Raw genomic sequence first — 21,950 nt, forward strand, 5'->3', positions numbered from 1 at the left:
GGCCGCCTCGACGAGGTGGTAGCCGCCCGCCGCCGCGGTCTCGAACGTGGCGAGCGCGGCTGCAAGCCACGGGCCCGTCGGCACCGCCGCGAGAGGTGTCGCCGCGACCGAGGCCGGCTCGGGCGCCGGCACGTCGGCCGGCGCGCCGGCGATGTCGAGCAGGCCGTCGGGCAGGACCCCGCAGACGGTCACGTCGTCGGGAAGCTCCCACGGGTCATAGCTGACCCACGCGCCGGTCCGCGGGTCACGAGCGACCAGCGGAGCAGCATCCAAGACGGCTTCTTCGAACATGTGAACGACTCTACCCGACCCCACCGACAACGTCGATCTCGCACCGAGCAGCCGCCCGAGCAGCCGCCTCGTGGCAGAGAACCCGTGACGACGCCGGCGGCGGCTGGCTAGCGTCGCGCTCATGAGCGGACACGCGATCATCGTCGGGAGCACGGGGCAGATCGGCCGCGCCAGCGTCGAGGCGCTGCTGAGCGCCGGCTGGGCGGTCACCTCCCTGCACCGCGGCACCACCACGCAGCCGGCCGACTGGCCGGAGCGAGGCGTCGTCGAGGTCCGCGCCGACCGCGCCGACCTGCTGGCCGCCGTGCGGCAAGCGGGCGGTGCGGACGTCGTCGTCGACACCGTCGCGTATGACGACACGCACGCCCGGCAGCTGCTCGACCTGGCCGGCGACATCGGCTCCGCCGTCGTGATCTCCAGCGCGTCCGTGTACACCGACGACTCCGCCCACTCGCTCGACGAGGCCACCGGCGTCGACGACTTCCCGGACTTCGACGGCCCGGTCGTCGAGACACAGCCGACCGTCCCGCCCGGCACCGCCACCTACTCGACCGCCAAGGTGCTGCTGGAACGGACCCTGCTCGACGATGGACGGCTGCCGGTCACGGTGCTGCGCCCGTGCGCCATCCACGGCGTCGGCAGCACCAGCCCGCGGGAGGTGTGGCCGCTGCTGCGCGCCCTGGACCGGCGGCCGGCCATCCCGCTTGCCTACCGGGGCGAGAGCCGGTTCCACACCACGAGCGCCGTCAACCTGGCCGAGCTGATCCGGGTCGCCGCTGGGCAGCCGGCCAGCCGCGTCCTCAACGCCGGCGACCCGGAGCCGCCCACCGTCGCCGAGATCGTCGGGGCAGTCGGTGCCACCGTGGGCCACGAGCCGGAGCTCGTCCTCCTGGACAAACCGTCGACCGACGGGGTCGGGCGGACGCCGTGGTCGGTACCGCGCCCGTTCTTGGTCGACATGGGCGCGGCCGAGCGGGAGCTGGGCTACGCACCGGCGGCCCGCTACGCCGACGCCGTCGTCGAGACCATCGCGTGGCTGCGCGACCGGCTGGCCAAGCGGCCGTGGCGCGCCGCGTTCCCGCTGCTCGAGACGTACTACGGCGACCTGATGCAGAACTACGACGCCGAGGACGCGCTGCTGGCATCGCGGCGGAACTGACGCGCCAGGACCCGCCAGCCGAGCAGGAACAGACCGAGGAACACGGTGGCGACCACGACGAAGGACACCGCAGTGCCCTGACCCGACGGCACCAGGGCGGCGTCGAGGACGATTGCTCGACCGGTCTTCACGCCGAGCTCTCTGGCTGCTCGGACCACCAGCGCAGCAGCTCGGCGCGGGCGGCCTCCTCGTCGAGGACACCGTGGTCGAGCCGGACCTCCAGCAGGTGCCGGTACGCGCGGCCCACGACCGGCCCGGGCGGGATGCCGAGGATGCTCATGATCTGGTTGCCGTCGAGGTCCGGCCGGATGGCGGCCAGCTCCTCCTCCTCGGCCAGCCGCGCGATGCGGTCCTCCAGGCTGTCGTACGAGCGCTGCAACGCCTGCGCCTTGCGGCGGTTGCGGGTGGTGCAGTCGGCCCGGGTCAGCACGTGCAGCCTGGCCAGCTCGTCACCGGCGTCGCGCACGTACCGGCGGACCGCCGAGTCGGTCCACTCGCCGCCTCCGTAGCCGTGGAAGCGCAGGTGCAGCTGCGTGAGCAGGGCGACGCTGTCGACGACGGCGGACGGGTAGCGCAGCGCGGTGAGCCGCTTGCGCGCCATCTTGGCTCCGACGACGTCGTGGTGGTGGAAGCTGACGCCGCCGCCGCTCTCGAACCGGCGGGTCCGCGGCTTGCCGATGTCGTGCAACAGGGCGGCCAGCCGCGTCACGAGGTCCGGCCCGCCGCCGGGCAGCCGGTCCTCCAGCTCGATGGCCTGCTCCAGCACGGTGAGCGAGTGCTCGTAGACGTCCTTGTGCCGGTGGTGCTCGTCGATCTCCAGCCGCAGCGCCGGCAGCTCCGGCAGGACCCGCTCGGCCAGGCCGGTGTCGACCAGGAGGGTCAGCCCGGTCCGCGGCCGCGGAGACAGCACCAGCTTGGACAGCTCGTCGCGGACCCGCTCGGCGGAGACGATGTCGATGCGCTCGGCCATGTCGCTCATCGCCGCCACCACCTCCGGCGCGACCGCGAAGTCCAGCTGGGAGGCGAACCGCGCCGCACGCAGCATCCGCAGCGGATCGTCGGAGAACGACCGCTGCGGCGTCCCGGGCGTCCGGATGACCTTGCGGCCGAGGTCGGCCAGGCCACCGTGGGGGTCGACGAACTCGCGTCCGGGCAGCAGCACCGCCATCGCGTTCACGGTGAAGTCGCGCCGCACGAGATCGTCGGTGATGGACGTGCCGTACTCGACGGCCGGCTTGCGCGTGGTGCCGTCGTAGCTGTCGGCGCGGTAGGTTGTGATTTCGATCTGGAAGCCGTCCTTGTGCGCGCCGATGGTGCCGAACTTCTGGCCGACGTCCCAGATGTTGTCGGCCCAGCCGGACAGCAGCCGCTTCGTCTGCTCCGGGTGCGCGGACGTGGTGAAGTCGAGGTCCTGACCGAGCCGGTCGAGAAGCGCGTCCCGGACCGACCCGCCGACCAGCGCCAGCTCGTGTCCGGCGGCACGGAAGCGCGCGCCCAGCTCGTCGGCCACCGGAGCGATGCGCAGCAGTTGCCGCACCGCCTGCCGCTGGGCCTTCGAGAGCACGTCGGTCGCTTCCTTCGGTTCGGTCACGACGCACCAGGGTACGGCTCCCAGCCGGGTGCCACCCAACCGCGGCCCGCCCGCCCGGCGGAGCATCGCGGCTCATGGGAGCAACCCGGCTACTCTGGGCGTATGCCCGGCTCGCCGCCTACGCCAGCCGACGGCTCGCACCACCGGCGACGTCGGGGACCGAGGCGTCGGCGGAAGTCGGCTCGGCCCAGGCTGCGCACCGTCCGGGAGACCTCAGCGGGTGGGCTCGTCGTGGACGACTACGAGGACGCCTCCGCGGTGGCTCTCATCGGCCGGATCGACCGCCGCGGCCGGATGGAATGGGTGTTGCCGAAGGGACACGTCGAGGCAGGTGAAACTCCGGAGCAGGCTGCGGTCAGGGAGGTATGGGAGGAAACTGGGCTGCAGTCCAGGGTCGTCACGGCGGTCGGCGACATCGACTATTGGTTCGTTGCGGACAATCGGAGGATCCACAAGACGGTGCACCACTTTCTCCTGGAAGCGACCGGCGGGAGCCTGAGCACCGACGACGTGGAGGTGAGCGACGTGGCATGGGTGCCGCTGGACGAGCTGACCGAGCGGATGCGCTATGCGTCCGAGCGGCGACTGGCCCGACGGCTGCGCGAGCTGCTGCCAGCGGCGCGGGACCTCGAGACCACACACGACACCGCTCGACACCGAGAGGAGACGCCGTGACGTTCCGGCGCCTGCTCCTGGTGCCGGCCGCGGTGGTGACCGCCGTGCTGGCACCCGCCGTCGCGGCGGCGGCGACCACCGCGACCGCCACCGTGCCCGCCGCGGATCCCGCGCCCGCCGAGGGACCGGCCGCCGTCAGCACGATCCAGGGCGTCACGCCCAGCGTCCTGACCCCCGAGGACGAGTCGATCACGCTCACCGGCACCGTCCACAACACCGGCGACGTCACGCTCCACAACGTGCAGGCGCTGCCTCGCTTCAGTCGCGTGCCGCTCGACAGCCGCACCGACGTGCGCCGGGTCTCCGCCGACCCCGAGGTGAACCCCGGCCAGCGTTACGCCGACGTGCACGACGTCGTCGACGAGTCGCTGGAGCCGGGCGAGGTGGGCACGTTCTCGCTCGAGATCTCCACCGACCTGCTCTCCTTCGACCAGACGGGCGTCTACACGGTCGGGACCGACATCCGGGCCACCCCCGACGACGGCGAACGGCTCGACGTGGCCACCTCCCGCACGGTGGTGCCCTGGCTGAGCAGTACCGCCGACCTGCCCACCGTCCCCGTCGGCGTGCTGTGGCCACTCGCGGCGCGGCCGACGATGATGCCCGACGGCACCCTGCTCGACGACTCCCTCGCCGCCGAGATCGGCCCCGAGGAGTCGCTGAACGGCCTGGTCGAGGCCGGCGCCGGCGCGCCGGTCACCTGGGCCGTCGATCCCGACCTGCTCGACACCGTCAACGTCATGGCCGAGGGGTACGAGGTCGCGTCGCCGTCCGGTCCGGTCGATGGGTCGCGGGCCGACTCCGACGCCGCGCGCGAATGGCGGGAGTCGCTCTCGCAGGCCACCGGCGAGAGCGACCTGTGGGTGCTGCCCTATGCGATGCCCGACGTCGCGGCGCTGGCCGGCTCCGATCCGGGCCTGGCCACCGAGCTGACCGCGCAGGCTACGGCCGCCGCGGACCAGGCCGCCCGGGCCCTCGGCGGCGGCACCTCCGGTGTCGCCTGGCTCGACGCGGCCTCCGTCACCGACGAGGTGCTCGGTTCGCTCGCCGCGGCCGGCACCGAGACCGTGGTCGTCCCCGGCAACGCCGTGGCGGAGTCCGGGGCGCTGGGCGAGTTCCGGGTCGACGACGCCGCCATGCGCGTGGTGGCCACGGACCTCGGGCTCAGTGACGCACTCACCGACGCCGGCGCCATCGACGACCCGCAGGCCGCCGCCGTCGATCTGCGGCAGCGGTGGCTCGCCGAGACCGCGATGGTCGCCATGGCCGCGGCCGCCGAGGACGTCGAGCCGTCGCTCCTGGTCGCCGCGCCGCCGGTTCGCTGGCGACCGGATCCCGCCGTCGCGCTGTCGGTGATCGAGACCTGGACGACCATCCCGTGGGTCGAGACGTTCGACGTCTCCCAGCTGGACCAGACCGGGGAGCGCGAGAGCTTCACCCCTGATCCGGCCGAGGACGCCAACTTGCTGCCCGCGGCGAACGTCGACGCCACCGCGGCGCTGCACGAGGACGCCGCCCACTACGCCAGCCTGCTCGCCGACGACGACGGCGTCACCGACGCCCTCACCCTGGCCACGCTCCGCTCCGCGTCCACCGGCTGGCGCGACGACCCCGTCGCCGGCGCCGCCTACGCCGCGGCCATCACCGACGACCTCGACGCGCAGTTCTCGCGCATCACCGTCACCGTCCCGGAGTCGGTCACGCTGTCCAGCCGCACCGGGTCGTTCCCGCTGACCATCACCAACGAGCTGTCCGAGCCGGTCAACGTGACGCTCGACATCCACTCCACCAACGTCGACCGCCTGCGCGTCGAAGAGGTCGAGCCGACCCTCGTCCAGCCGGGCGAGCGGCAGCAGGTCACCGTCACCGCGGAGGCCGCCGCCAACGGCCGGGTGCCCATCGCCGTCCGGCTCACCACCGCCGACGGCACACCCATCGGCCCGGCCCAGCCCACCATCGTCAACGCCACCGACTACGGCACAATCGGCTGGATCATCGTGGGCGCCGCCGGTGCGCTGTTCGCCGCCGCGATCGTCCGGCGGACCCTGCGCAAGGGCCACCGCGACGATGATGACGCCGTCGACGACGACCCCGCCGACCGGCCCGTCCCGCCGGACGAGCCCCCGCGAGGCTCGTCGCACGACCCGTCGCCGGCCCAGGAGGTTACTCGGTGACGGCCACCCAAGAGCCATCCCGCAGCTCGGGTCTGCTCGGTTCCAGCGCCATCATGGCCGCTGGGACCGTGGTCTCGCGGCTGACCGGGTTCGCGCGGGCCGCCGTCATCGCCGCCGCCATCGGCCTGACGGCGGCCACCGCCGACGTCTTCAACGTGCCCAACGTCCTGCCCAACATGATCTACATTCTGGTGGGCGGCGGAGTCCTCAACTCCGTGTTGGTCCCGGTGCTGGTGCGGGCCATCAAGAACGACGCCGACGGCGGCCAGGCGTACTCGCAGCGGCTGTTCAGCCTGGCCATCACGGTGCTCGGCCTGGCGACGGTCATCGCGGTACTCGCCGCGCCGCTGCTCATGCGGCTCATCGTGGACGACCGGTTCCTGCAGCCGGACATGCGGCCGTACTTCGACAACATGGTCATGTTCGCCCGGTTCTGCCTGCCGCAGATCTTCTTCTACGGGCTGTACGTGCTGATCGGCCAGATGCTCAACGCCAAGGGCCGGTTCGGCCCGATGATGTGGTCGCCGATCCTCAACAACGTCGTGGCCATCGCGGTGTTCGGCGTGTTCCTGGGCGTCTGGGGCACCCAGGGGTTCGAGCCGTTCACCACCACCCAGACCCTGCTGCTCGGCGTGGGCTCGACGTTCGGCGTGGTCGCGCAGGCGCTGATCCTGATCCCGGTACTGCGCAAGACCGGCTTCTCGCTGCGGTTCCGTACCGACTGGCGCGGCCACGGGCTCGGCGAGTCGGTCCGGCTCGGCCTGTGGACGGTCGCGTTCGTCGTGGTCAACCAACTGGCCTACCTGGTCGTCGTCAAGGTGGCCTCGGGTGCCAGCAGCGTCAGCGCGGGCGACGCCGGCGCCGGATACTCCGTGTACGCGAACGCCATGCTGATCATGATGGTGCCGCACTCGGTCATCACCGTGTCGCTGGCCACCGCACTGCTGCCCAGGCTGTCCGACCTCGCCGCGGACGGTGAGCTGAACCAGGTCCGCACCAAGCTGATCTCCGCCTTGCGGATGTGCCTGGCGGTGATCATCCCGCTGGGCGCGCTGATGGCGGCGCTGGCGTTCCCGCTGACCGCCATGATCTTCGACTACGGTTCGGCCGGCGGGCAGACCGATCGACTGGCGTTGACGCTGGTCGTGCTGATGCCAGGGCTGGTCGCGTTCACCGTCCACTACCTGGTGCTGCGCGGGTTCTACGCGCTGCAGGACACCAAGACGCCCTTCTACACGCAGATCTGGGTGTCGGCGGTCATCATGGTCGGCGCGGTCGGCGTCGCCGTCTTCGCCCCCGGCGACCAGTACGTCACCATGGCGTTGGCCGGCGGATACAGCGTCGGCTACCTGATCGGCGCCATGGTCGGTGTCCACCGGCTGCAGCGCCGCATCGGGTCGCTGGCCGGCGGCGAGCTCGTCCAGCACGTCATCCGGCTGGTGCTGCACTCGGCCATCGCCGCCGCATTGGCGTGGCTGGTGTGGCGCGGCTGGAGCTCGCTCGGCGCACTCGACGCGCTGCCCTCGATGATCGTGCGGCTGGTCGAGCTGATCGTCGGTGGCACGGTGGGGCTGGTGACGTTCATCGGCCTGGCCTACGCGTTCCGGGTCCAGGAGATCCGGCGGGCCGTCGCCCTGGTGCTGGCCAAGCTGCGCGGCGACACCGCGCCGTCGATCGCCATCGACCCCGGCGACCTCCTGGAGGACACCGCCGAGTACCAGCTGCCCGCCGAGACCGGCACGCTGAGCATCTTCCGCCGCCCCATGGACCCCGGCATGACGTCGGAGTTCTTCCTCGACGAGACCCTGCCCGGCGTGCCGAGCTTTTTCGACACCACGGCCCACACGCATCGCGACCGAACCAGTTCGATTCGCCCTACCATGGAAGTGGACGGGGGTCGCGACGGTGCGAGGGCTGCCCAGCCCCTTGCCGGCACCCACGCGGGTCCCTCGGCGGAGGCGATGCTGGACCAACGCGGGCCGCTCCCGGGGCAACGGCGCACGGTCGCCGGTCGCTACCGGTTCGAGCGCCTGCTCGACGACTCCGACGGTGTCCAGTCCTGGCAGGCGGTCGACGACGTCCTACGCCGTGCCGTCTTCGTCCAGGCGATCGCCTCCAACGACCCCCGCGCGCCCGGGTACGCCACCGCCGCCCGGGTCTCCTCCACCGTCTCCGACCCACGCTTTTTGCGCATCCTCGACATCGGTGCCGACGACGTCACGTACGTCGTGCGCGAGTGGACCCCGGGTCAGAGCCTCGCCGCGCTGTTGGCCAGCGGGGCGTTCCACCCCGAGCAGGCGGCCGCGGTCGGCCGTGAGGTGGCCGAGGCGCTGTCCGCCGCGCACGCCCAGGGCCTGGCGCACCGACACCTCGACCCCAGCCTGGTCTTCGTCACCGCGGACGGCTCGGTCAAGATCGCCGGGCTGGAGACGGAGTACGCCCTGCGCGGTCCCGCCGCGGTGCCGGAGGAGCTCGGCGACCCCGGCCAGTTCGACCCCTCCGGCCGCCCCAACCCGGCCGAGCTGGACGCCATCGGCATCGGTTGCGTCCTATATGCGGCGCTGACCGCGCGCTGGCCCACCGGTGGCGTCGAAGGGCTGCCGCCCGCGCCGCTGATCGACGGACGGCTCGCATCGCCGCGGCAGGTGCGGCCCGGCGTCCCCCGTCACCTCGACGCCGTCACCGACCGCTCCATCGGGCACGCCCGCCGTCACCACGCCACGCCGCTGGTCACGCCCGTCGCCGTCGCCGCGGAACTGGCCGCCGGTGCCCGACCGCAGCGCGCCGTCATCACCGAGCCGGCCCGGTTCATGGAGCAGCCACCGGCCCTGCTCGACGAGCCCGGGACGCCCCCTCCGCCGAGCCGCATCGAGCAGCGGCGCGAGCGCCGCCGCTCCGGCCGCACCGCCCGGCTGCTCGGCGTCATGGCCGCGATGCTGCTGCTGGTCGGCGCCACCCTGGTGGGCCTGCAGCTGCTGCTGGGCGCCATCGACGATGCCGGCGACGACGAGTCCACGCCACAGCCATCGTCGTCGGCCTCCGCCACGACGTCGCCGGAGGAGGAGACCCCCGCCGCCGAGCCCACGCCGCTCGCGCTCGCCGCGGCCACCGACTTCGACCCGTTCAGCGACAACGGCCAGGAGAACCCGAGCGACGTCGACAACGTCCTCGACGACGACCCTGAGACCGCCTGGACCACCGTCAACTACTACGACCCGATGGAGCTGCAGAAGCCCGGCGTCGGGCTGTACCTCGATCTGGGGGAGGCCGTCGACGTCCGCGAGCTGCGGCTCGCGCTGCTCAGCGCCGACGCCGACTTCGAGATCAGGGTCGCCCCCGCCGATGCCGGCGAGGCGCCATCCGATCTCGACGGCTGGACGGCGGTGGGTTCCGTCGAAGGCGCGGAGCAGAATGTCACGCACACGCTTGACGAGGCCGTCAGCACCCGGTACGTCCTTGTGTGGTTCACTCGGTTGCCCCTGGATGGCGGCAACTACCGAGGTGGTATCGCCGAAGCGGAGGTATTGGGGTGACACAGCCCCAGCGAGGGCACGGGGTGACTGACGAGGAGTTGCTGCGCCGCCACGTCGACGGCGATCCCGAGTCGTTCGGCGAGCTGTTCACCCGGCACCAGGACCGCCTCTGGGCGGTCGCGCTGCGCACGCTCGGTGATCCGCACGACGCTGCCGACGCGCTCCAGGACGCCATGATCAACGCCTTCCGCCGGGCCGGCTCGTTCCGGTCGGAGTCGGCGGTCACCACCTGGCTGCACCGCATCGTCGTCAACGCCTGCCTCGACAGGGTGCGGCACAGCGCCGCGCGCCCCGCCGATCCGGTCGCCTTCGACGGCACCGAGATCGCCGGTGTGACTCCTGTCACCGAACCGGCCAGCGACCCGGCCGAGCAGACCGCGCTGCGGGTCGATCTGGAGCACGCTCTGGCCTCGCTCCCGGACGAGCAGCGGGTGCCGCTGGTCCTGGTCGATGTCGAGGGTTTCCCGGTGGCCGAGGCCGCTGAGATGCTCGGACTGCCGGTCGGGACGGTGAAGAGCCGGTGCGCGCGGGCCCGCGCGAAGCTGGTCCCGCTGCTGGCACCCGGGCGGCTGGCCTCCGGCCGGTCGGCGCCGGAGCGGGCGGGTCCGGGTCGCACGGGGCCGGACCGGTTGGCGCCCAGCGGGAACCAGCCCGCCGGCGGCGACGTCCCATCGGGGACACGACCACGACCAGGAGGTGAGCAGCGGTGACCGCAGCCGGCGCGCATCCTCCTGCTCACGTCCTGGCCGAGCTGGCCGGCGGTGCCCTCGACGCGCGCCAAGCGCGCGAGGTCCAGGCCCATGTCGGTCAGTGTGCCGAATGCCAAGCGGTGGTCGAGCAGGTCACCCAGGTCGGCGCCGCGCTGCGGCACGCCCCGGCCGAGGTGCCCGTCCCCGAGTTCGTCGCGGCGCGCATCGGCGCCGCGTTGGCGGCCGAGCAGGCTGCCAGGGCCGGCACCGTCGCCGACGGCGTCGCGGCGCGGTCCGCACCGGTGCGTACCGGGGCCGAGAGCGACGGCGGCACGGTCGCCTGGTTCCGTCGCCGGCTGCCCACCGCGCTCGCCGCGGCCGCCAGCGTCAGCGTCCTGGGCCTGGCCGGCTATGTGGTCGTCACCTCCGGCAGCGGTGGCGACGACGCCAGCAGCGGCGAGGTCGCCGCGGGCAGCGGGGCCGAGTCCGCCAGCGGCGACGACTCCGTCCAGTCCGACGCCCGCGTCGGCCCGGCTCCGAGCCTCTACGAAGGACAGGGCCCTTCGGCAGCCGAAGAGGAGGCCACCGCGGGTCTGAGTGCCGAGCAGCTGGAGAGCGCCGTCACCGAGGTCTGGGAGAGCCGCGGCCAGGTCGTCGACGAGTGCGGCCAGGTCCTTGCCGACGAGCTCGAGCAGGACCTCGTCGGCTCCAAGTACGAGTACGCGGGAGTGCTGGTAGTGCTCGACGCCGGCGACGGTAGCCTCGATGGCTGGCTGCTCGACACCTGCAACTCCGGCAGCACCGGGCAGATCGCCGAGCCGGTCACGGTGCCCATCCCGGACTGAGGTTTGACGCGGCGCCCGACCGCACCCCGTCGGGAATGCCGAACGCCTAGTATCCGTTGGGGCAGATGGAACCGACGAGCTAGGGAAGGCACCAGCGTGACCGACATCCGTGACCTGATCATCATCGGTTCCGGTCCGGCCGGCTACACCGCGGCCGTCTACGCCGCCCGAGCGCGGCTGCGGCCGCTCCTCCTCGAGGGGGAAGTCAGCTGGGGCGGAGCCTTGATCAACACCACCGATGTGGAGAACTACCCAGGATTCCGCGACGGCATCCTGGGCCCGGCGCTCATGGACGAGATGCGCGCCCAGGCCGAGCGGTTCGGCACCGAGATCCTCACCCGCGACGCGGTCGAGGTCGACCTCACCGGCGACGTCAAGGTCGTGACGGACAGCGAGGGCAACGACCACCGCTCCCGCGCCGTCATCGTCGCCACCGGGTCCCGGTACCGCGAGATCGGTCTGGAGAACGAGAAGCGGCTTTCCGGACACGGGGTCTCGTGGTGTGCCACCTGTGACGGCTTCTTCTTCCGCGAGCAGGACATCGCCGTCGTCGGCGGCGGCGACTCCGCGATGGAGGAGGCCACGTTCCTGACCCGGTTCGCGCGGAAGGTCTACCTCATCCACCGTCGCGACAGCCTGCGGGCGTCGAAGGTGATGCAGGAGCGGGCGTTTGCCAACGACAAGATCGAGTTCGTGTGGAACACCGTCGTCACCGACGTGCTCGGCGAGGACAAGGTGTCCGGGCTGCGGCTGCGCGACGCCGTCACCGGCGACGAGCGCACCCTCGACGTCACCGGGCTGTTCGTCGCCATCGGCCACGACCCCCGCTCGGAGCTGTTCAAGGGTCAGCTGCGGCTGGACGACCAGGGCTACATCCTGGTCGACGCGCCATCCACCAAGACCGGTGTCTCGGGCGTGTTCGCCGCCGGCGACGTCGTCGACCACACGTACCGGCAGGCCGTCACGGCCGCCGGCACCGGATGCCAAGCGGCCCTCGACGCCGAGCGGTACCTCTCCGACCTCGACGTCGCGCGCGAGGTCAAGCCGGAGCTCGTCGTCTCTTGAGACTCTCACCCGAAAAAGAAGCGCCCACCAACGAGGAGTCACACATGGGCAACATCCAGCACGTCACCAGCGCCGACTTCGATGAGAAGGTGCTGCAGAGCGACAAGCCCGTGCTTGTCGACTTCTGGGCCGAGTGGTGCGGGCCGTGCCGCATGATCGCCCCGGTGCTCGAGGAGATCGCGAACTCGCAGGACAACCTGGAGATCGTCAAGCTGAACGTCGACGAGAACCCGGACATCGCGGCCAGCTACCGGATCACCTCGATCCCGGCGCTGAACGTCTACTCCGGCGGCCAGGTCGTCAAGCAGATCGTCGGCGCCAAGCCGAAGGCGGCCCTGCTGAACGACCTCTCCGACTACGTCGGCTGACCGGAGAGCCTCAGCACCCCCAGCACGACCCGACGGCGCCCGCCCGGGACACACCTCCCCGGCGGGCGCCGTCATGTGTGCTCGGGTGGCTCGGCCGTCCGGCGGAGTCGGTTCGGCCGTCCAGCGCTCGCGCCTCGGCCATCCGGAGGAAGAATTTATCGGACATAACTGAACAATCGCACCAGAAGGCTGTTGTTCCGTGTATCAGTTTGGTTCGGACCTCTTGCCCCCGGACATGCTTCGGTCATTGAATGGCATATCCGTTCAAAGGAGCCGCTCCGTTTGCCGAGCGCCCAGTTCTCCCGGATCATCTCGTCACGGAGGTGCTTGCTCGGACACCTACGTGTCAGTGATCGGGGCTCCTGGGGCGCCATGGCGAAGAGGTGTACATGGAATACAGAGATGATTTCTTGAACGCCGAGAATGCCGCCGTCGAGGCTTATACCTCGATGGCGGTGCGGCAGACGAAGCTGTTGCTGCTCGGCATCGGCACCATGGTCGCGTCCATCGTGGCGATCGTCCTCGCCGCGGTGGCTACACTGCTCGACCTCGGCGGCATCGCGCCGTTGCACGAAGCCTTCATCCCGGTGGCGGTCATCGGCTTGGGGTGCGGCGGCGTCGACTTCATCGCTCGCCGCCGCGACAACGACCACGTGGCGGGCTGGGCCACGGTGATCGGCCAGGGCGCATTGACGGCTGCCGGGACGATCGGCCTGTTCGGGTGGTTCTCTGGCGACCTCTGGGTGTTCGGTGTCGGGCTGGTCACCGGCATCGTAACCAGTTCGATCTTGGTCAAGTACCCAGAATGGGAAACTGAGGCAGAAATGCTGGAGCGATTTGTCCGAGTTCCCGACGACGGCGACGACGAATACCGCTGACGTCGTCGAGATTTCGTGACATTTCGGACCCTCCACCCCGATCCGTGGGCACGCGGGACCTCGAAATGATCACGTTCAGCACGAAATCCCGTGTCACACCATGCTCGCAATCATGGTGAGGCACGGGGGATCCTGCTGAACGTGATCATTTCGGGGGCCACGGTGTGAGGCTGCTGCGGTTGACCGGGCGGCGGGGGCAGCGATGCCACCCGGCGGCCGCGGGACCTCGGGGGCACGGCAGGGCCTCGGCGTGTGCAGACAGCGACGACCCGCGGCCAGGAGCTCGCACCTACTCGGTCACAGAGTGACCTCTCCGTGCACTTTCGTAGAGGACAGACACCTGGGACCGGGAGGAAGAGCAGGCATGCGCATCTCCGCCCTCCACAACGGGCCGTTTCGAGGGCCCGCCGTGGCCGACGACGGCCCCACCCGGCTGGTCCACGCCGTCGAGGCCGCCGAAGACGCCGCGCGGCACCTGCGCACGCTGGCGGCGTCGGCCGCCGAGAGGGAGCGTCGTCGCCTGGTCGACGACCAGCACGAGATCGCCACCGCGGCCCGCCGCCGCCAGGCGCGCTCCACCGCCTCGCTGTTCGCCGCGGCCGACCGGGTCCGGCTCGACATCGCCGAACTCCTCGAGCGCGGCCCCGGATACGCGCACGCCGGCTGGGAGTCGCCGGTCTGGGCGGAGCAGTACGACGAGCCCGTCGAGGCCACCCAGGTGGTCCGGGTCGCCACACTGGGCCTCGCCTCCCCCAGCAGCATCGTGGAGCTTCCGTTCGTCCTGCCCGCGTTGGGCGGCAACGTCGTCATCACGCACGCACCCGGCGGGACTGCGCCCGCGCACAACCTCGCGCAGGCCTTCGTCACCCGCGCGCTCGCCTCCGCGCTCCCCGGCTCGCTGCGCGTCCACCCGCTCGATCCCGGCGGCCTGGGCCAGAACCTCGGCATTCTGAGCCGGTTGCCCGAGCCGCTGGTGGCCGGCGGCGTGCGGGCCACCCACGAGGAGGTCTCCGCGGAGCTGCGGGCCCTGCGCGAACACGTGCACCGGCTCAACAGCCAGGTGCTGCTCGGCGACGACGACTCCCTGGTCGGCCGCTGGCAGACGGGCTCGGCCGGCGGCATCCCGTGCTCGCTGGTGCTGGCCGCCGGGCTCGGGCCCAACCTCGTCGCCGACGACGCCCAGCAGCTCTGGTCCCTGGCCCGCACGGGGCAACGGTGCGGCGTCGCCGTCATCGCCGTCATCGACGCGGGTCGCCAGCTGCCAGGCGGCCTCGCCCTAACCGACCTCCTCGAGAACGCCGAGCACCTCCACGTCGACCATGAGGGTGGGGCCACCTGGGAGTCGTCACCACCGGTGCTGCACCACAACGCGCGCATCCGCTGTCCCAACCCGCCCGGTTCCGCCCAGCACCGGTTCCTCACCACCGTGCTCGCCCCGGCCGTCCGTCGCGGCGTCAACCGCCCCGTCGTCCTGGCCGATCTGCTCGCCACCCAGCCCGCCGGCACGGGCAGCACGCTCACCACCGTCGCGGCCACTGTCGGACAGAGCGCGAACGGCTCCCCTATCGAGCTGCGCGTCGGCGACGACGAAGACGTGGCCATCGGCGGCATCGTGGTCGGCCCGTCAGGCTCGGGCAAGACGACTCTCCTCCACGCGTTCATCCACGCGCTGGTCCGCCGCTACCCGCCGGAGGAGCTGGAGCTGTACCTGCTTGACATGAAGGCCGGTGTGGAGTTCGCCGAGTACGCTCCCCGGCCGGGCCGCCCCGCGGTGCCGCACGTGCGCGCCGTCGGCATCGAGGCCGACGCCACGTTCGCGCTGGGCGTGCTGAGCCACCTGCTGACGGTCGACGCCGGGCGCAAACGGCTGTTCAAGGAGGCGTCGGTCAGCAGCGGACGCGAGATCAAGAACCTCGCCCAGTACCGGGAAGTGACCGGCGAGGTCCTCCCCCGGGTGCTGTTCGTCGCCGACGAGTTCCAGCTCATGCTTGCCGGACCCACCGAGGACGCCGCGTGGGACACCCTGGACGTGCTGGTCAAGCAGGGCCGCAGCCAGGGCATCCATGTGCTGCTGGCCACCCAGAGCCTGAACTCCGTCGGCGCTGGGCGCGGCTCGCAGAAGGCCTCGGTCTTCGACCAGCTCGAGCTGCGGGTCGGCCTGAGGTGCAAACCCGACGAGCTGAGCCTGCTGTTCGACCGCACCGTCCGCGACCGCCTCGACACCGGGCGCCGCGGCTCCGGCGTTCTCAACCAGGCACGCGGCGACAAAGACGCCGACCAGCTGTTCCAGGCCGGACTGCTCGACGCCGACGAGCGTCAGCGCCTGCGCACCGACGTGGTAATCCGCGACGGCTCCAGCCCACGCATCCGGGTGAGCCGCGGCTCCGGCGGCGTCGACGTCTCGGACGTGGCGCCGGCGCTGGCCGCCGCCGCCGAACCCACCATCTACCTGGGCGCACCGGTCGGAGTGGAGCCACCGCTGGTCGGTGTCCCGGCCCGCCCGGGCGACGGTCGCGGGCTGCTGCTGGCCGCCCGCGACGAGCTCCGTGCAGTCAGCACAATCAGCGCCGTCCTCGCCGGCCTGGCGCTCCAGCCCAGCGCCGACGATGCCGGTTTCGTCGTCGTCGACCTGCTGCCCGAGCGCATCCCCGGCCGCCGGCCGCTGGACCAGGTCACCGAGTGGCTTGGGCGCCGGGTCGTGACGGTGGGCGAGGACCAGCTCGACCTGCTGCCGTCGTTCGCGACCCGAGCGGCCGGGCCGACGTTCGTGGCAGTCCTCGGACTGCAGTACGCCGGCATCGAGGTCCCGTACTACGACGACGAGCCGCACCCCCTCGCCTGGCTGTGCGGCACCGGTCCGTCCACGTCGGTGTTCCCGCTCATCTGGCTCGACACGCCGGACCGGCACCGCAAGCTGGGCCCGCACGGCGAGCGCCTCCAGCTACGCGCCGACGCCGGTGCCGACATCATCGACACCGGTGGGTTCATCGGCCGGCGTCCGCCGTTCGCGGCGTCACGGGGCCGGTTCTGGTTCCACGACCTCGCCGGCACCGGCGAGCCCGTGCTCGTCGATCCGCTCCAACCCGGCGAACAGCTACCGCCGTCGCGACCTGGTGTCGTGGCCGGCTTGGGCGAGCGGCTGGCCGGATCGTCCGAGGCACCGCGATGACCACCGACCTCGAGCCCGGCGCGACGAGCGCCTCCGGCGAACGCCACCAGCCCTCGCGCGGACCGGCCATGCGCGCGTACTGCGCGACCCTGTCCCGGTTCACCTCGGCGGTCCAGAGCACCGAACAGCTCCTTCGCAACGACGAGGCCGGCACTCGCGAGGACTCTGAGCAGCGCGAGGTCGCCTCGGCGGCGCGGCTGCGCAGCATCGAACGGGCCGGCGCGGCCGCGGAGGCCGGCCTCGAACACACCGCGGTGGTCCGCGCCGAGCAGGGGCTTCCGCCGCCGACGACGGACGACACCGGTGGTTCGGCGAGCGAGCCGCACCTGCTGCGACGGGCCGCGGATTCCGACGTCGGCGTGGCGCTGACCTCCCTCGGCCGCCGCCGCGACGCCGTGCGCGCGGCCGAGACGGAGTTCGCGCAGTGGTTGACCCAGCGCGACGAACAGTCCCGGCGCATCGTCGTGACCGTGACGGCTGTGGTCGCCGTGGTCGCGGCCGGGGTGATGGCCGTCGTCGGCACCACGGCGTCGGCGGCGACGTCCCTGGCGCTGCTGGCTGCCTGCACGGTCGCCGTGGTGGCGACGGCGCTGATGACGGCGGCCGCGCGGCGCCTGCCGCGGGTGTGCGCCGGAGCCGGTCTCGCGCGCAGGCCCCATCCGGTCGCCATGGCGCGGTATGGAGGGGAGCTGACGGTGGCGACCGCCGTGGCGCTGGCAGCCGTGAACGTCACGGCCGGAGCCCTGTGATCGATCCAGACCAACCCCACCGGTCGTGTCACATCCGGCGCCCCGGACGCACCTACAGAAGTGGGCGGCCCGCTGGACCACGGCGCGGCCACGAACGCTGAGAAAGGTGGCCCAGCATGCCGGGCATCAAGGAATCGGGCGAGATCCTCATCGAGGTGTCGGCCAGTCTCACCCACGGCGGTGACGAGACGTCGCGCGGCCTCACCGAGCTGGAGCAGAAGGCACAGGCCGCGGTCGAGGCGTTGAACGAGCTGCGTGCCCCGGCCGAGGAGGCGCGGGCGGCCAGCGAGCGGCTGCGCGCCAGGGCTGAGGAGGCGCGGTCCCGGTTCGCCGCGCTCGAACGCGCCGCGGCCGAGACCGAGGGCGGCGCGCGCATCCTCACCCAAGCGTGCGACCAGCTCCAACGCGGCGACGCCGATCTGGCGGCCGTGTTCGAGCCGCAGATCAGACCCATCGCCAGCCAGGTCGCCCAGCTCACCGAGAGCCTGCGCGCCAGCGCTGGCTCTCTCGAACACGCTGTCGACGACGTCGCCGCGGGCGCCGGGCAGCTCGGTAGCGGAGCCACGCAGATCCTCACCAGCGGTGAGCAGCTGCGAAAGCGCACCGACGACGTGTCCGGCACGCTCGGCCGCGCGAAGAAGCGACTGAGCCAGATCATCCCGCAGGCGGCCCGCGCCGTACGCGACCGCGGCCGCGAGGCCGTCCACGTCACCCGCCGCTGAGCGAGCTCTTCAGCGGCCTACCCGCCCCCGACCATGGCACGTGCACGAGCAGCGAGGAGGTGACAGGTGTCGACCGCACCGACCCACCGACGAGCCGAACTGGAGGACGAGGTGCGCCAGCTGGAGCGCACCGTCCGAACGCTGGAGAATGGGCTCGCCGAGGCGAGAGCAAGCAAGGAGCGCACCGTCGCCGAGGTCGGCGCCCTCCAGCGGAGGATCATCCGCAAGACGTACGACGCGGTGCCGAACCCGGCCGACGCCGCCATCCCGAAGCGCATCGAGAACGCCGTCACCTCGGTGTGCAATGCCGTGATCAGTTCGCTCGGCGAGCGGTGGGCCGCCATCCAGAACCTCATCAATGATGCGCTCAAGCGGGTCCGAGGCCGGCTCGAGGAGAAGAAGCGGGCGCTGCGACTACTCGAGGGCGAACGCCACGCTCCCACCACCGGCGCACGCGACGGCCACCTCGGTTTCATCGGCGGCCCAGCCGGCCACGGGCCCAGCGGCTGACCATGTCGCCGGTGTCGGATCGGGACGGAAAACGCATAGTCAGCCGGCGCCGCCATGCGCTACACAAGGACGGTGACGAACGAGCTCGAGCTCCGCACCGCGACCGACGATGACTACGACGAGCTGGAAACCCTGATCACCAGAGCGTTCCTCGACGATCCCGATGACGACGCCTCCAGCCTGTACCGCAAGGTGTTCGAGCCGGAACGGATTCAGGTCGTCTCCGACGCAGAGGCCATGGTCGGCACCGGCTCCGTCCTCACCCGCGATCTCGCCGTCCCGGGCGCGGTGGTGCCGACGGCCCACGTCACCGGCGTCGCCGTTGCGTCGACGCATCGCCGGCGCGGAGTGCTGACGTCGGTGATGTCCGCCATGCTGACCGATGCGCGCGGTCGCGGCACGGAGCCCATCGCGGCCCTGTGGGCAAGCGAGGGCGCCATCTACGGGCGCTTCGGCTATGGGCTGGCGTCATGGGAGGTCCCCTACGAGATCCCCACCCGCGCAACCTCGCTGCCGGGCAGCGTGCCGGCCGGCGCCCGGCTGCGGCACGCGGTGACCAGCGACGTGGTCGACCACCTCCGTGCCGTCTACGAGCGCATCCTCCCGGAGCGTGCAGGGCTGTCCAGCCGTCCCGGCCGCTGGTGGGAGTACCTGACCTCCGACCCGAAGAGCTGGCGCCGTGGCATGAGCGCCGAGCGCGCGGTCATGTACGAGGACGACGGCGGTGTGCGCGGCTACGCCCGGTACCGCACCAAGGGCGGCTGGAACAGCACCGGCCCGGACGGTGAGGTCAGGGTCATCGAGCTGGTGGCCGAGACGACCGACGCATACGTCTGCCTGTGGCGCTTCCTGCTGTCCATCGACCTGGTACGCACCGTCAAGTACGGCCACAACCCGATCGACGACCCGCTGCCGCACCTCGTCACCAACCCCGACGCGCTGGGCGGCGGGAAGCGCGGAGCGCTCTGGGTGCGTGTGCTCGACGTGCCGCGTGCGCTCGCCGCCCGCCGCTACGGCGCCCCCATCGACCTCGTGCTGGAGCTCACCGACACAGAGTTCAGGGAGAACGCCGGTCGCTGGCGACTGGTCGGTGACTCAACCACAGCCAACTGTGAGCGCACCGACGCCGAAGCGGACCTGACACTGGACGTTCGCCAGCTCGGCTCGCTGTACTTGGGCGGTGTGTCCGCGGGGACGCTGGCCGCCGGCGGTCTGATCATCGAGCGGACACCGGGCGCCGTCGCCCGCGCATCGGCCGGGTTCGGTTGGCACCGAGCGCCGGCGACACTGGAGATCTTCTGACACCGACCACAGCTGACAGAGCTGGATCGTCCTGGCCGCCGTGTCTGGGGCTACAGTCAGCTGGAGCCCCAGCCCTCGGTGTCGATCTTCTTGCTGCGCTGGCGCCGCGACACCATGGAACCGATGGCCAGGACGAGCACGATCAGGCACACGAGCAGCACGACGTGTGCTCCGCTGATGCCTGCTCCTTCCCAGCCCGGTACGGTCCACACGGCATCCTCGGCGGACGCGATGAAGCCGCGCTCGATCATCCATTCGCGGCCCTCTTCCCACGCGCCGAACACCAGTGGCGCGGCGATAGGTAGCGCGAGCGGGGCGGCGAGGAACATCATGAACAGGTCGTTGTCGGAGACGGAGTCGGCCATCGACACCCCCTAGTAGATGCCGTCGTTGAGGTGCCGGATGCGCACCGCGCGGGTCCGCGAGACGACCTGCGTGCCGGCGCCGTGGTTGCCGCGCCAGTGGATGCGCAGGCTGGTGCCGTCGTTCTCGACCGGATCGACCTGCTCGACGACGACCCAGCCGGTGTCGTCGTCGAGGCGGACGAGGTTGCCGGGTTGGACCTGCGACACCATGATCATCTCCGACCAGCCGGTGGCGTCCGTGCCGTCGGTGCCGCCGGACGGCGACGGTGTGCGGGCGCGGCTCCAGTCGGCGAGGCTGGCGGCCGGGCCGTAGCCCTCGGCGAGGTCGGCGTCGAGGTTGAGCCGCCACGCCGCCTCCGGGTTGTCGGTCAGCGCTCGCGACCGCCGCACATGCAGCACCGGATGCGTCACCAGGTTGGGCCGCAGGGCGTCGAGCATGTAGAGCTCCTGCTCGTCGTTGCCGCGTCGAGCCTCGCGCGGATCCGGGGTCCAGTAGCACTGGACGACCACGGGTGGCGCGTCGCCAGTCTGGATGGTGGCCCGGCCGGGCACGTGCTCGGCCGGATCGGCGTTGGCGGCGCTCCCCCACAGAGCGGATGCGGCCTTGCCGTCCAGCCGGCCCAACGCCACGACGGCGCCGAGGTCGTCGCGATTCTCCTCGCGTAGCAGCGGGTCGTCGGCGCGCTGGATGCTGAGCACCAGGAAGACGTTGACCTGCCGGCCGTGGCGCAGCAGGTCGGTGACCCGGTCCAGCGCCAGTGACGCCGAACCCGCGCCCAGGCCGGACCGGTGGGCGGAATCGGCGACGGCCCCGGCGAACTCACGGAAGTGGTGCACCACCACCACCAGAGGCTCGAGCTCGGACCGGCTGGTGCCGTTCTCGACCAGCGCGACCCGGCCCTCCATCTCACGCCAGGCCTGGTTGAGCACGACGATCTGGTCGTCCAGCGTGGAAGCGACGATTTGCACGTTCGGCCAGTCGCGCACGCCAAGCAGGTCGACGCGCCGGTGGTCGACGACCCAGACCGGCCAGCCGCGGGCGGCGATCTCGACCGCGATGCCGGTCAGCAGTACCCGCTTGCCCGAGCCCGACCGGCCCAGCACCAGCAGGTGTCCCTGCGGACCGGCGAGGTTCCAGCCCACCCGGGTGCCGGTGGCGTCGACGCCGAGCGGGATCAGCCACGAGGCGAGGTCGGCCTGAGTGGGCACCGGACGGTCGATCTTCTCCGGCAGCGCGCGCCGGACGGCGTCGCGGGCTCGCTCGGCCCGCCCGGCCGGGTCGGGCGCCAGGGACCCGCTGGCTCTGGTGGGATCGCGCAGGGTGAGGCGCCGCCCGCGGATGTTGTGCCGCCCCACCACGTACTGATGCTCCAGCTGCCCGTGCACGACCTCGACCATGCCCGCTGCCCAGTCCGCGGCCGTGTCGTCGACCTCGGTCGGGTACTGGACGTTCAGCACGTGCGGCACACCGACCCAGCCGTCCTGCCACTGGCGCGCGTCGACCTCCAGGTACGACGCGTCCGGCACGCCCAGGTGATCGGCCAGCGCCGTCGCCAGTTCGTCGATCACCGCGTCACGCTTCCGACGCCGGACCGACACCACGTACAGCCAGGCGGCGCAGCCCAGCACGGGCAGCATGAACAGCACGCCGAGCCCGGGCTCGCCGAGTACGGCCAGGATGACCCACAGTGCGAGGCCGAGGACAACAGTGGCCACCGCACTGGCCACGAGCGCGGCTGGCGTGAAGCCCTTCATGGTGGGCTCCGGCGGACGTGCGGCGAAGCGGCTCTCCGTCGCGGCGGACTCCGGCGCAGCCTCGCCGGCGGCGGTGTCCGCCGGATCGTGTCGCGCCACGGGACTGCCTC

At 71.8% G+C, this 21,950-nt stretch carries 18 protein-coding genes and 1 pseudogene; 14 read left to right on the forward strand and 5 right to left on the reverse strand.

Translation table 11 applies throughout. The annotated features are described in order from the left end of the window. Positions 1 to 291 (reverse strand): annotated as a pseudogene (locus E1269_RS06895) (hypothetical protein); the annotation flags it as partial. A 121-nt stretch (positions 292 to 412) separates the two neighbouring features. On the opposite strand from E1269_RS06895, the gene E1269_RS06900 reads away from it, so the two are divergent. Next, positions 413 to 1,450, forward strand: a complete 1,038-nt coding sequence (locus E1269_RS06900; protein WP_203433063.1) for an NAD-dependent epimerase/dehydratase family protein — start codon at positions 413 to 415, stop codon at positions 1,448 to 1,450. Here E1269_RS06900 and E1269_RS06905 read toward each other — a convergent pair. Then, positions 1,408 to 1,581, reverse strand: a complete 174-nt coding sequence (locus tag E1269_RS06905) for a DUF3054 family protein (RefSeq protein WP_203433065.1) — start codon at positions 1,579 to 1,581, stop codon at positions 1,408 to 1,410. The genes E1269_RS06900 and E1269_RS06905 overlap by 43 nt on opposite strands. Beyond that, positions 1,578 to 3,107 (reverse strand): CCA tRNA nucleotidyltransferase, encoded by a 1,530-nt coding sequence (locus E1269_RS06910; protein ID WP_131892754.1) that lies wholly within the window; start codon positions 3,105 to 3,107, stop codon positions 1,578 to 1,580. Before E1269_RS06910 ends, E1269_RS06905 begins: the two co-directional genes overlap by 4 nt. A gap of 165 nt (positions 3,108 to 3,272) precedes the next feature. On the opposite strand from E1269_RS06910, the gene E1269_RS06915 reads away from it, so the two are divergent. From E1269_RS06915 to E1269_RS06970, 13 genes are all read left to right on the forward strand, one after another. Beyond that, positions 3,273 to 3,716, forward strand: a complete 444-nt coding sequence (locus E1269_RS06915) for an NUDIX hydrolase (protein WP_239000810.1) — start codon at positions 3,273 to 3,275, stop codon at positions 3,714 to 3,716. Further along, complete coding sequence (locus tag E1269_RS32125; protein WP_162606263.1) at positions 3,713 to 5,890, forward strand: DUF6049 family protein; 2,178 nt, start codon at positions 3,713 to 3,715, stop codon at positions 5,888 to 5,890. Before E1269_RS06915 ends, E1269_RS32125 begins: the two co-directional genes overlap by 4 nt. Next, the gene (gene murJ / locus E1269_RS06920; protein ID WP_131892758.1) at positions 5,887 to 9,423 is read left to right on the forward strand and encodes a murein biosynthesis integral membrane protein MurJ; all 3,537 of its coding nucleotides are present in this window, start codon (positions 5,887 to 5,889) and stop codon (positions 9,421 to 9,423) included. The genes E1269_RS32125 and murJ overlap by 4 nt, the downstream gene beginning before the upstream one ends. A 23-nt stretch (positions 9,424 to 9,446) precedes the next feature. After that, entirely contained in the window at positions 9,447 to 10,133 is a 687-nt protein-coding gene (sigM, locus tag E1269_RS06925) for an RNA polymerase sigma factor SigM (protein ID WP_203433067.1), read from the forward strand. After that, a complete protein-coding gene (locus E1269_RS06930; RefSeq protein WP_131892762.1) occupies positions 10,130 to 10,957 on the forward strand; it encodes a cupin domain-containing protein in 828 nt (275 codons plus the stop codon). The genes sigM and E1269_RS06930 overlap by 4 nt, the downstream gene beginning before the upstream one ends. Positions 10,958 to 11,053: 96 nt before the next feature. Then, positions 11,054 to 12,022: a thioredoxin-disulfide reductase gene (gene trxB, locus E1269_RS06935; protein WP_131892764.1), complete on the forward strand. Its 969-nt coding sequence runs from the start codon at positions 11,054 to 11,056 to the stop codon at positions 12,020 to 12,022. Positions 12,023 to 12,066: 44 nt separating this feature from the next. Next, on the forward strand, positions 12,067 to 12,390 hold the full coding sequence (trxA, locus tag E1269_RS06940; RefSeq protein WP_131892766.1) for a thioredoxin: 324 nt from the start codon (positions 12,067 to 12,069) through the stop codon (positions 12,388 to 12,390). 389 nt (positions 12,391 to 12,779) lie between these two features. Then, positions 12,780 to 13,268 (forward strand): hypothetical protein, encoded by a 489-nt coding sequence (locus E1269_RS06945; protein WP_131892768.1) that lies wholly within the window; start codon positions 12,780 to 12,782, stop codon positions 13,266 to 13,268. 364 nt (positions 13,269 to 13,632) lie between these two features. Beyond that, positions 13,633 to 16,437 (forward strand): FtsK/SpoIIIE domain-containing protein, encoded by a 2,805-nt coding sequence (locus E1269_RS06950; protein WP_131892770.1) that lies wholly within the window; start codon positions 13,633 to 13,635, stop codon positions 16,435 to 16,437. Further along, on the forward strand, positions 16,434 to 17,186 hold the full coding sequence (locus tag E1269_RS06955) for a hypothetical protein (protein WP_131892772.1): 753 nt from the start codon (positions 16,434 to 16,436) through the stop codon (positions 17,184 to 17,186). The genes E1269_RS06950 and E1269_RS06955 overlap by 4 nt, the downstream gene beginning before the upstream one ends. 116 nt (positions 17,187 to 17,302) lie before the next feature. Next, positions 17,303 to 17,908: a hypothetical protein gene (locus E1269_RS06960; RefSeq protein ID WP_131892774.1), complete on the forward strand. Its 606-nt coding sequence runs from the start codon at positions 17,303 to 17,305 to the stop codon at positions 17,906 to 17,908. A gap of 66 nt (positions 17,909 to 17,974) precedes the next feature. Next, positions 17,975 to 18,418 carry a hypothetical protein gene (locus tag E1269_RS06965; protein WP_131892776.1) on the forward strand — a complete coding sequence of 148 codons (444 nt, stop codon included), beginning with the start codon at positions 17,975 to 17,977 and terminating at the stop codon, positions 18,416 to 18,418. A 72-nt stretch (positions 18,419 to 18,490) separates the two neighbouring features. Continuing rightward, entirely contained in the window at positions 18,491 to 19,720 is a 1,230-nt protein-coding gene (locus E1269_RS06970; RefSeq protein ID WP_162606264.1) for a GNAT family N-acetyltransferase, read from the forward strand. 56 nt (positions 19,721 to 19,776) lie between these two features. On the opposite strand, the gene E1269_RS06975 is transcribed toward E1269_RS06970, so the two are convergent. Together E1269_RS06975 and E1269_RS06980 are read right to left on the reverse strand one after the other, a co-directional pair. Then, positions 19,777 to 20,085 (reverse strand): hypothetical protein, encoded by a 309-nt coding sequence (locus tag E1269_RS06975; protein WP_131892780.1) that lies wholly within the window; start codon positions 20,083 to 20,085, stop codon positions 19,777 to 19,779. A gap of 9 nt (positions 20,086 to 20,094) precedes the next feature. Then, entirely contained in the window at positions 20,095 to 21,939 is a 1,845-nt protein-coding gene (locus E1269_RS06980; RefSeq protein ID WP_131892782.1) for a hypothetical protein, read from the reverse strand. Positions 21,940 to 21,950: the final 11 nt, after the last annotated feature.

Origin of the sequence: Jiangella asiatica (assembly GCF_004349065.1) — a bacterium.
Classification (GTDB): Bacteria; Actinomycetota; Actinomycetes; order Jiangellales; family Jiangellaceae; genus Jiangella; species Jiangella asiatica.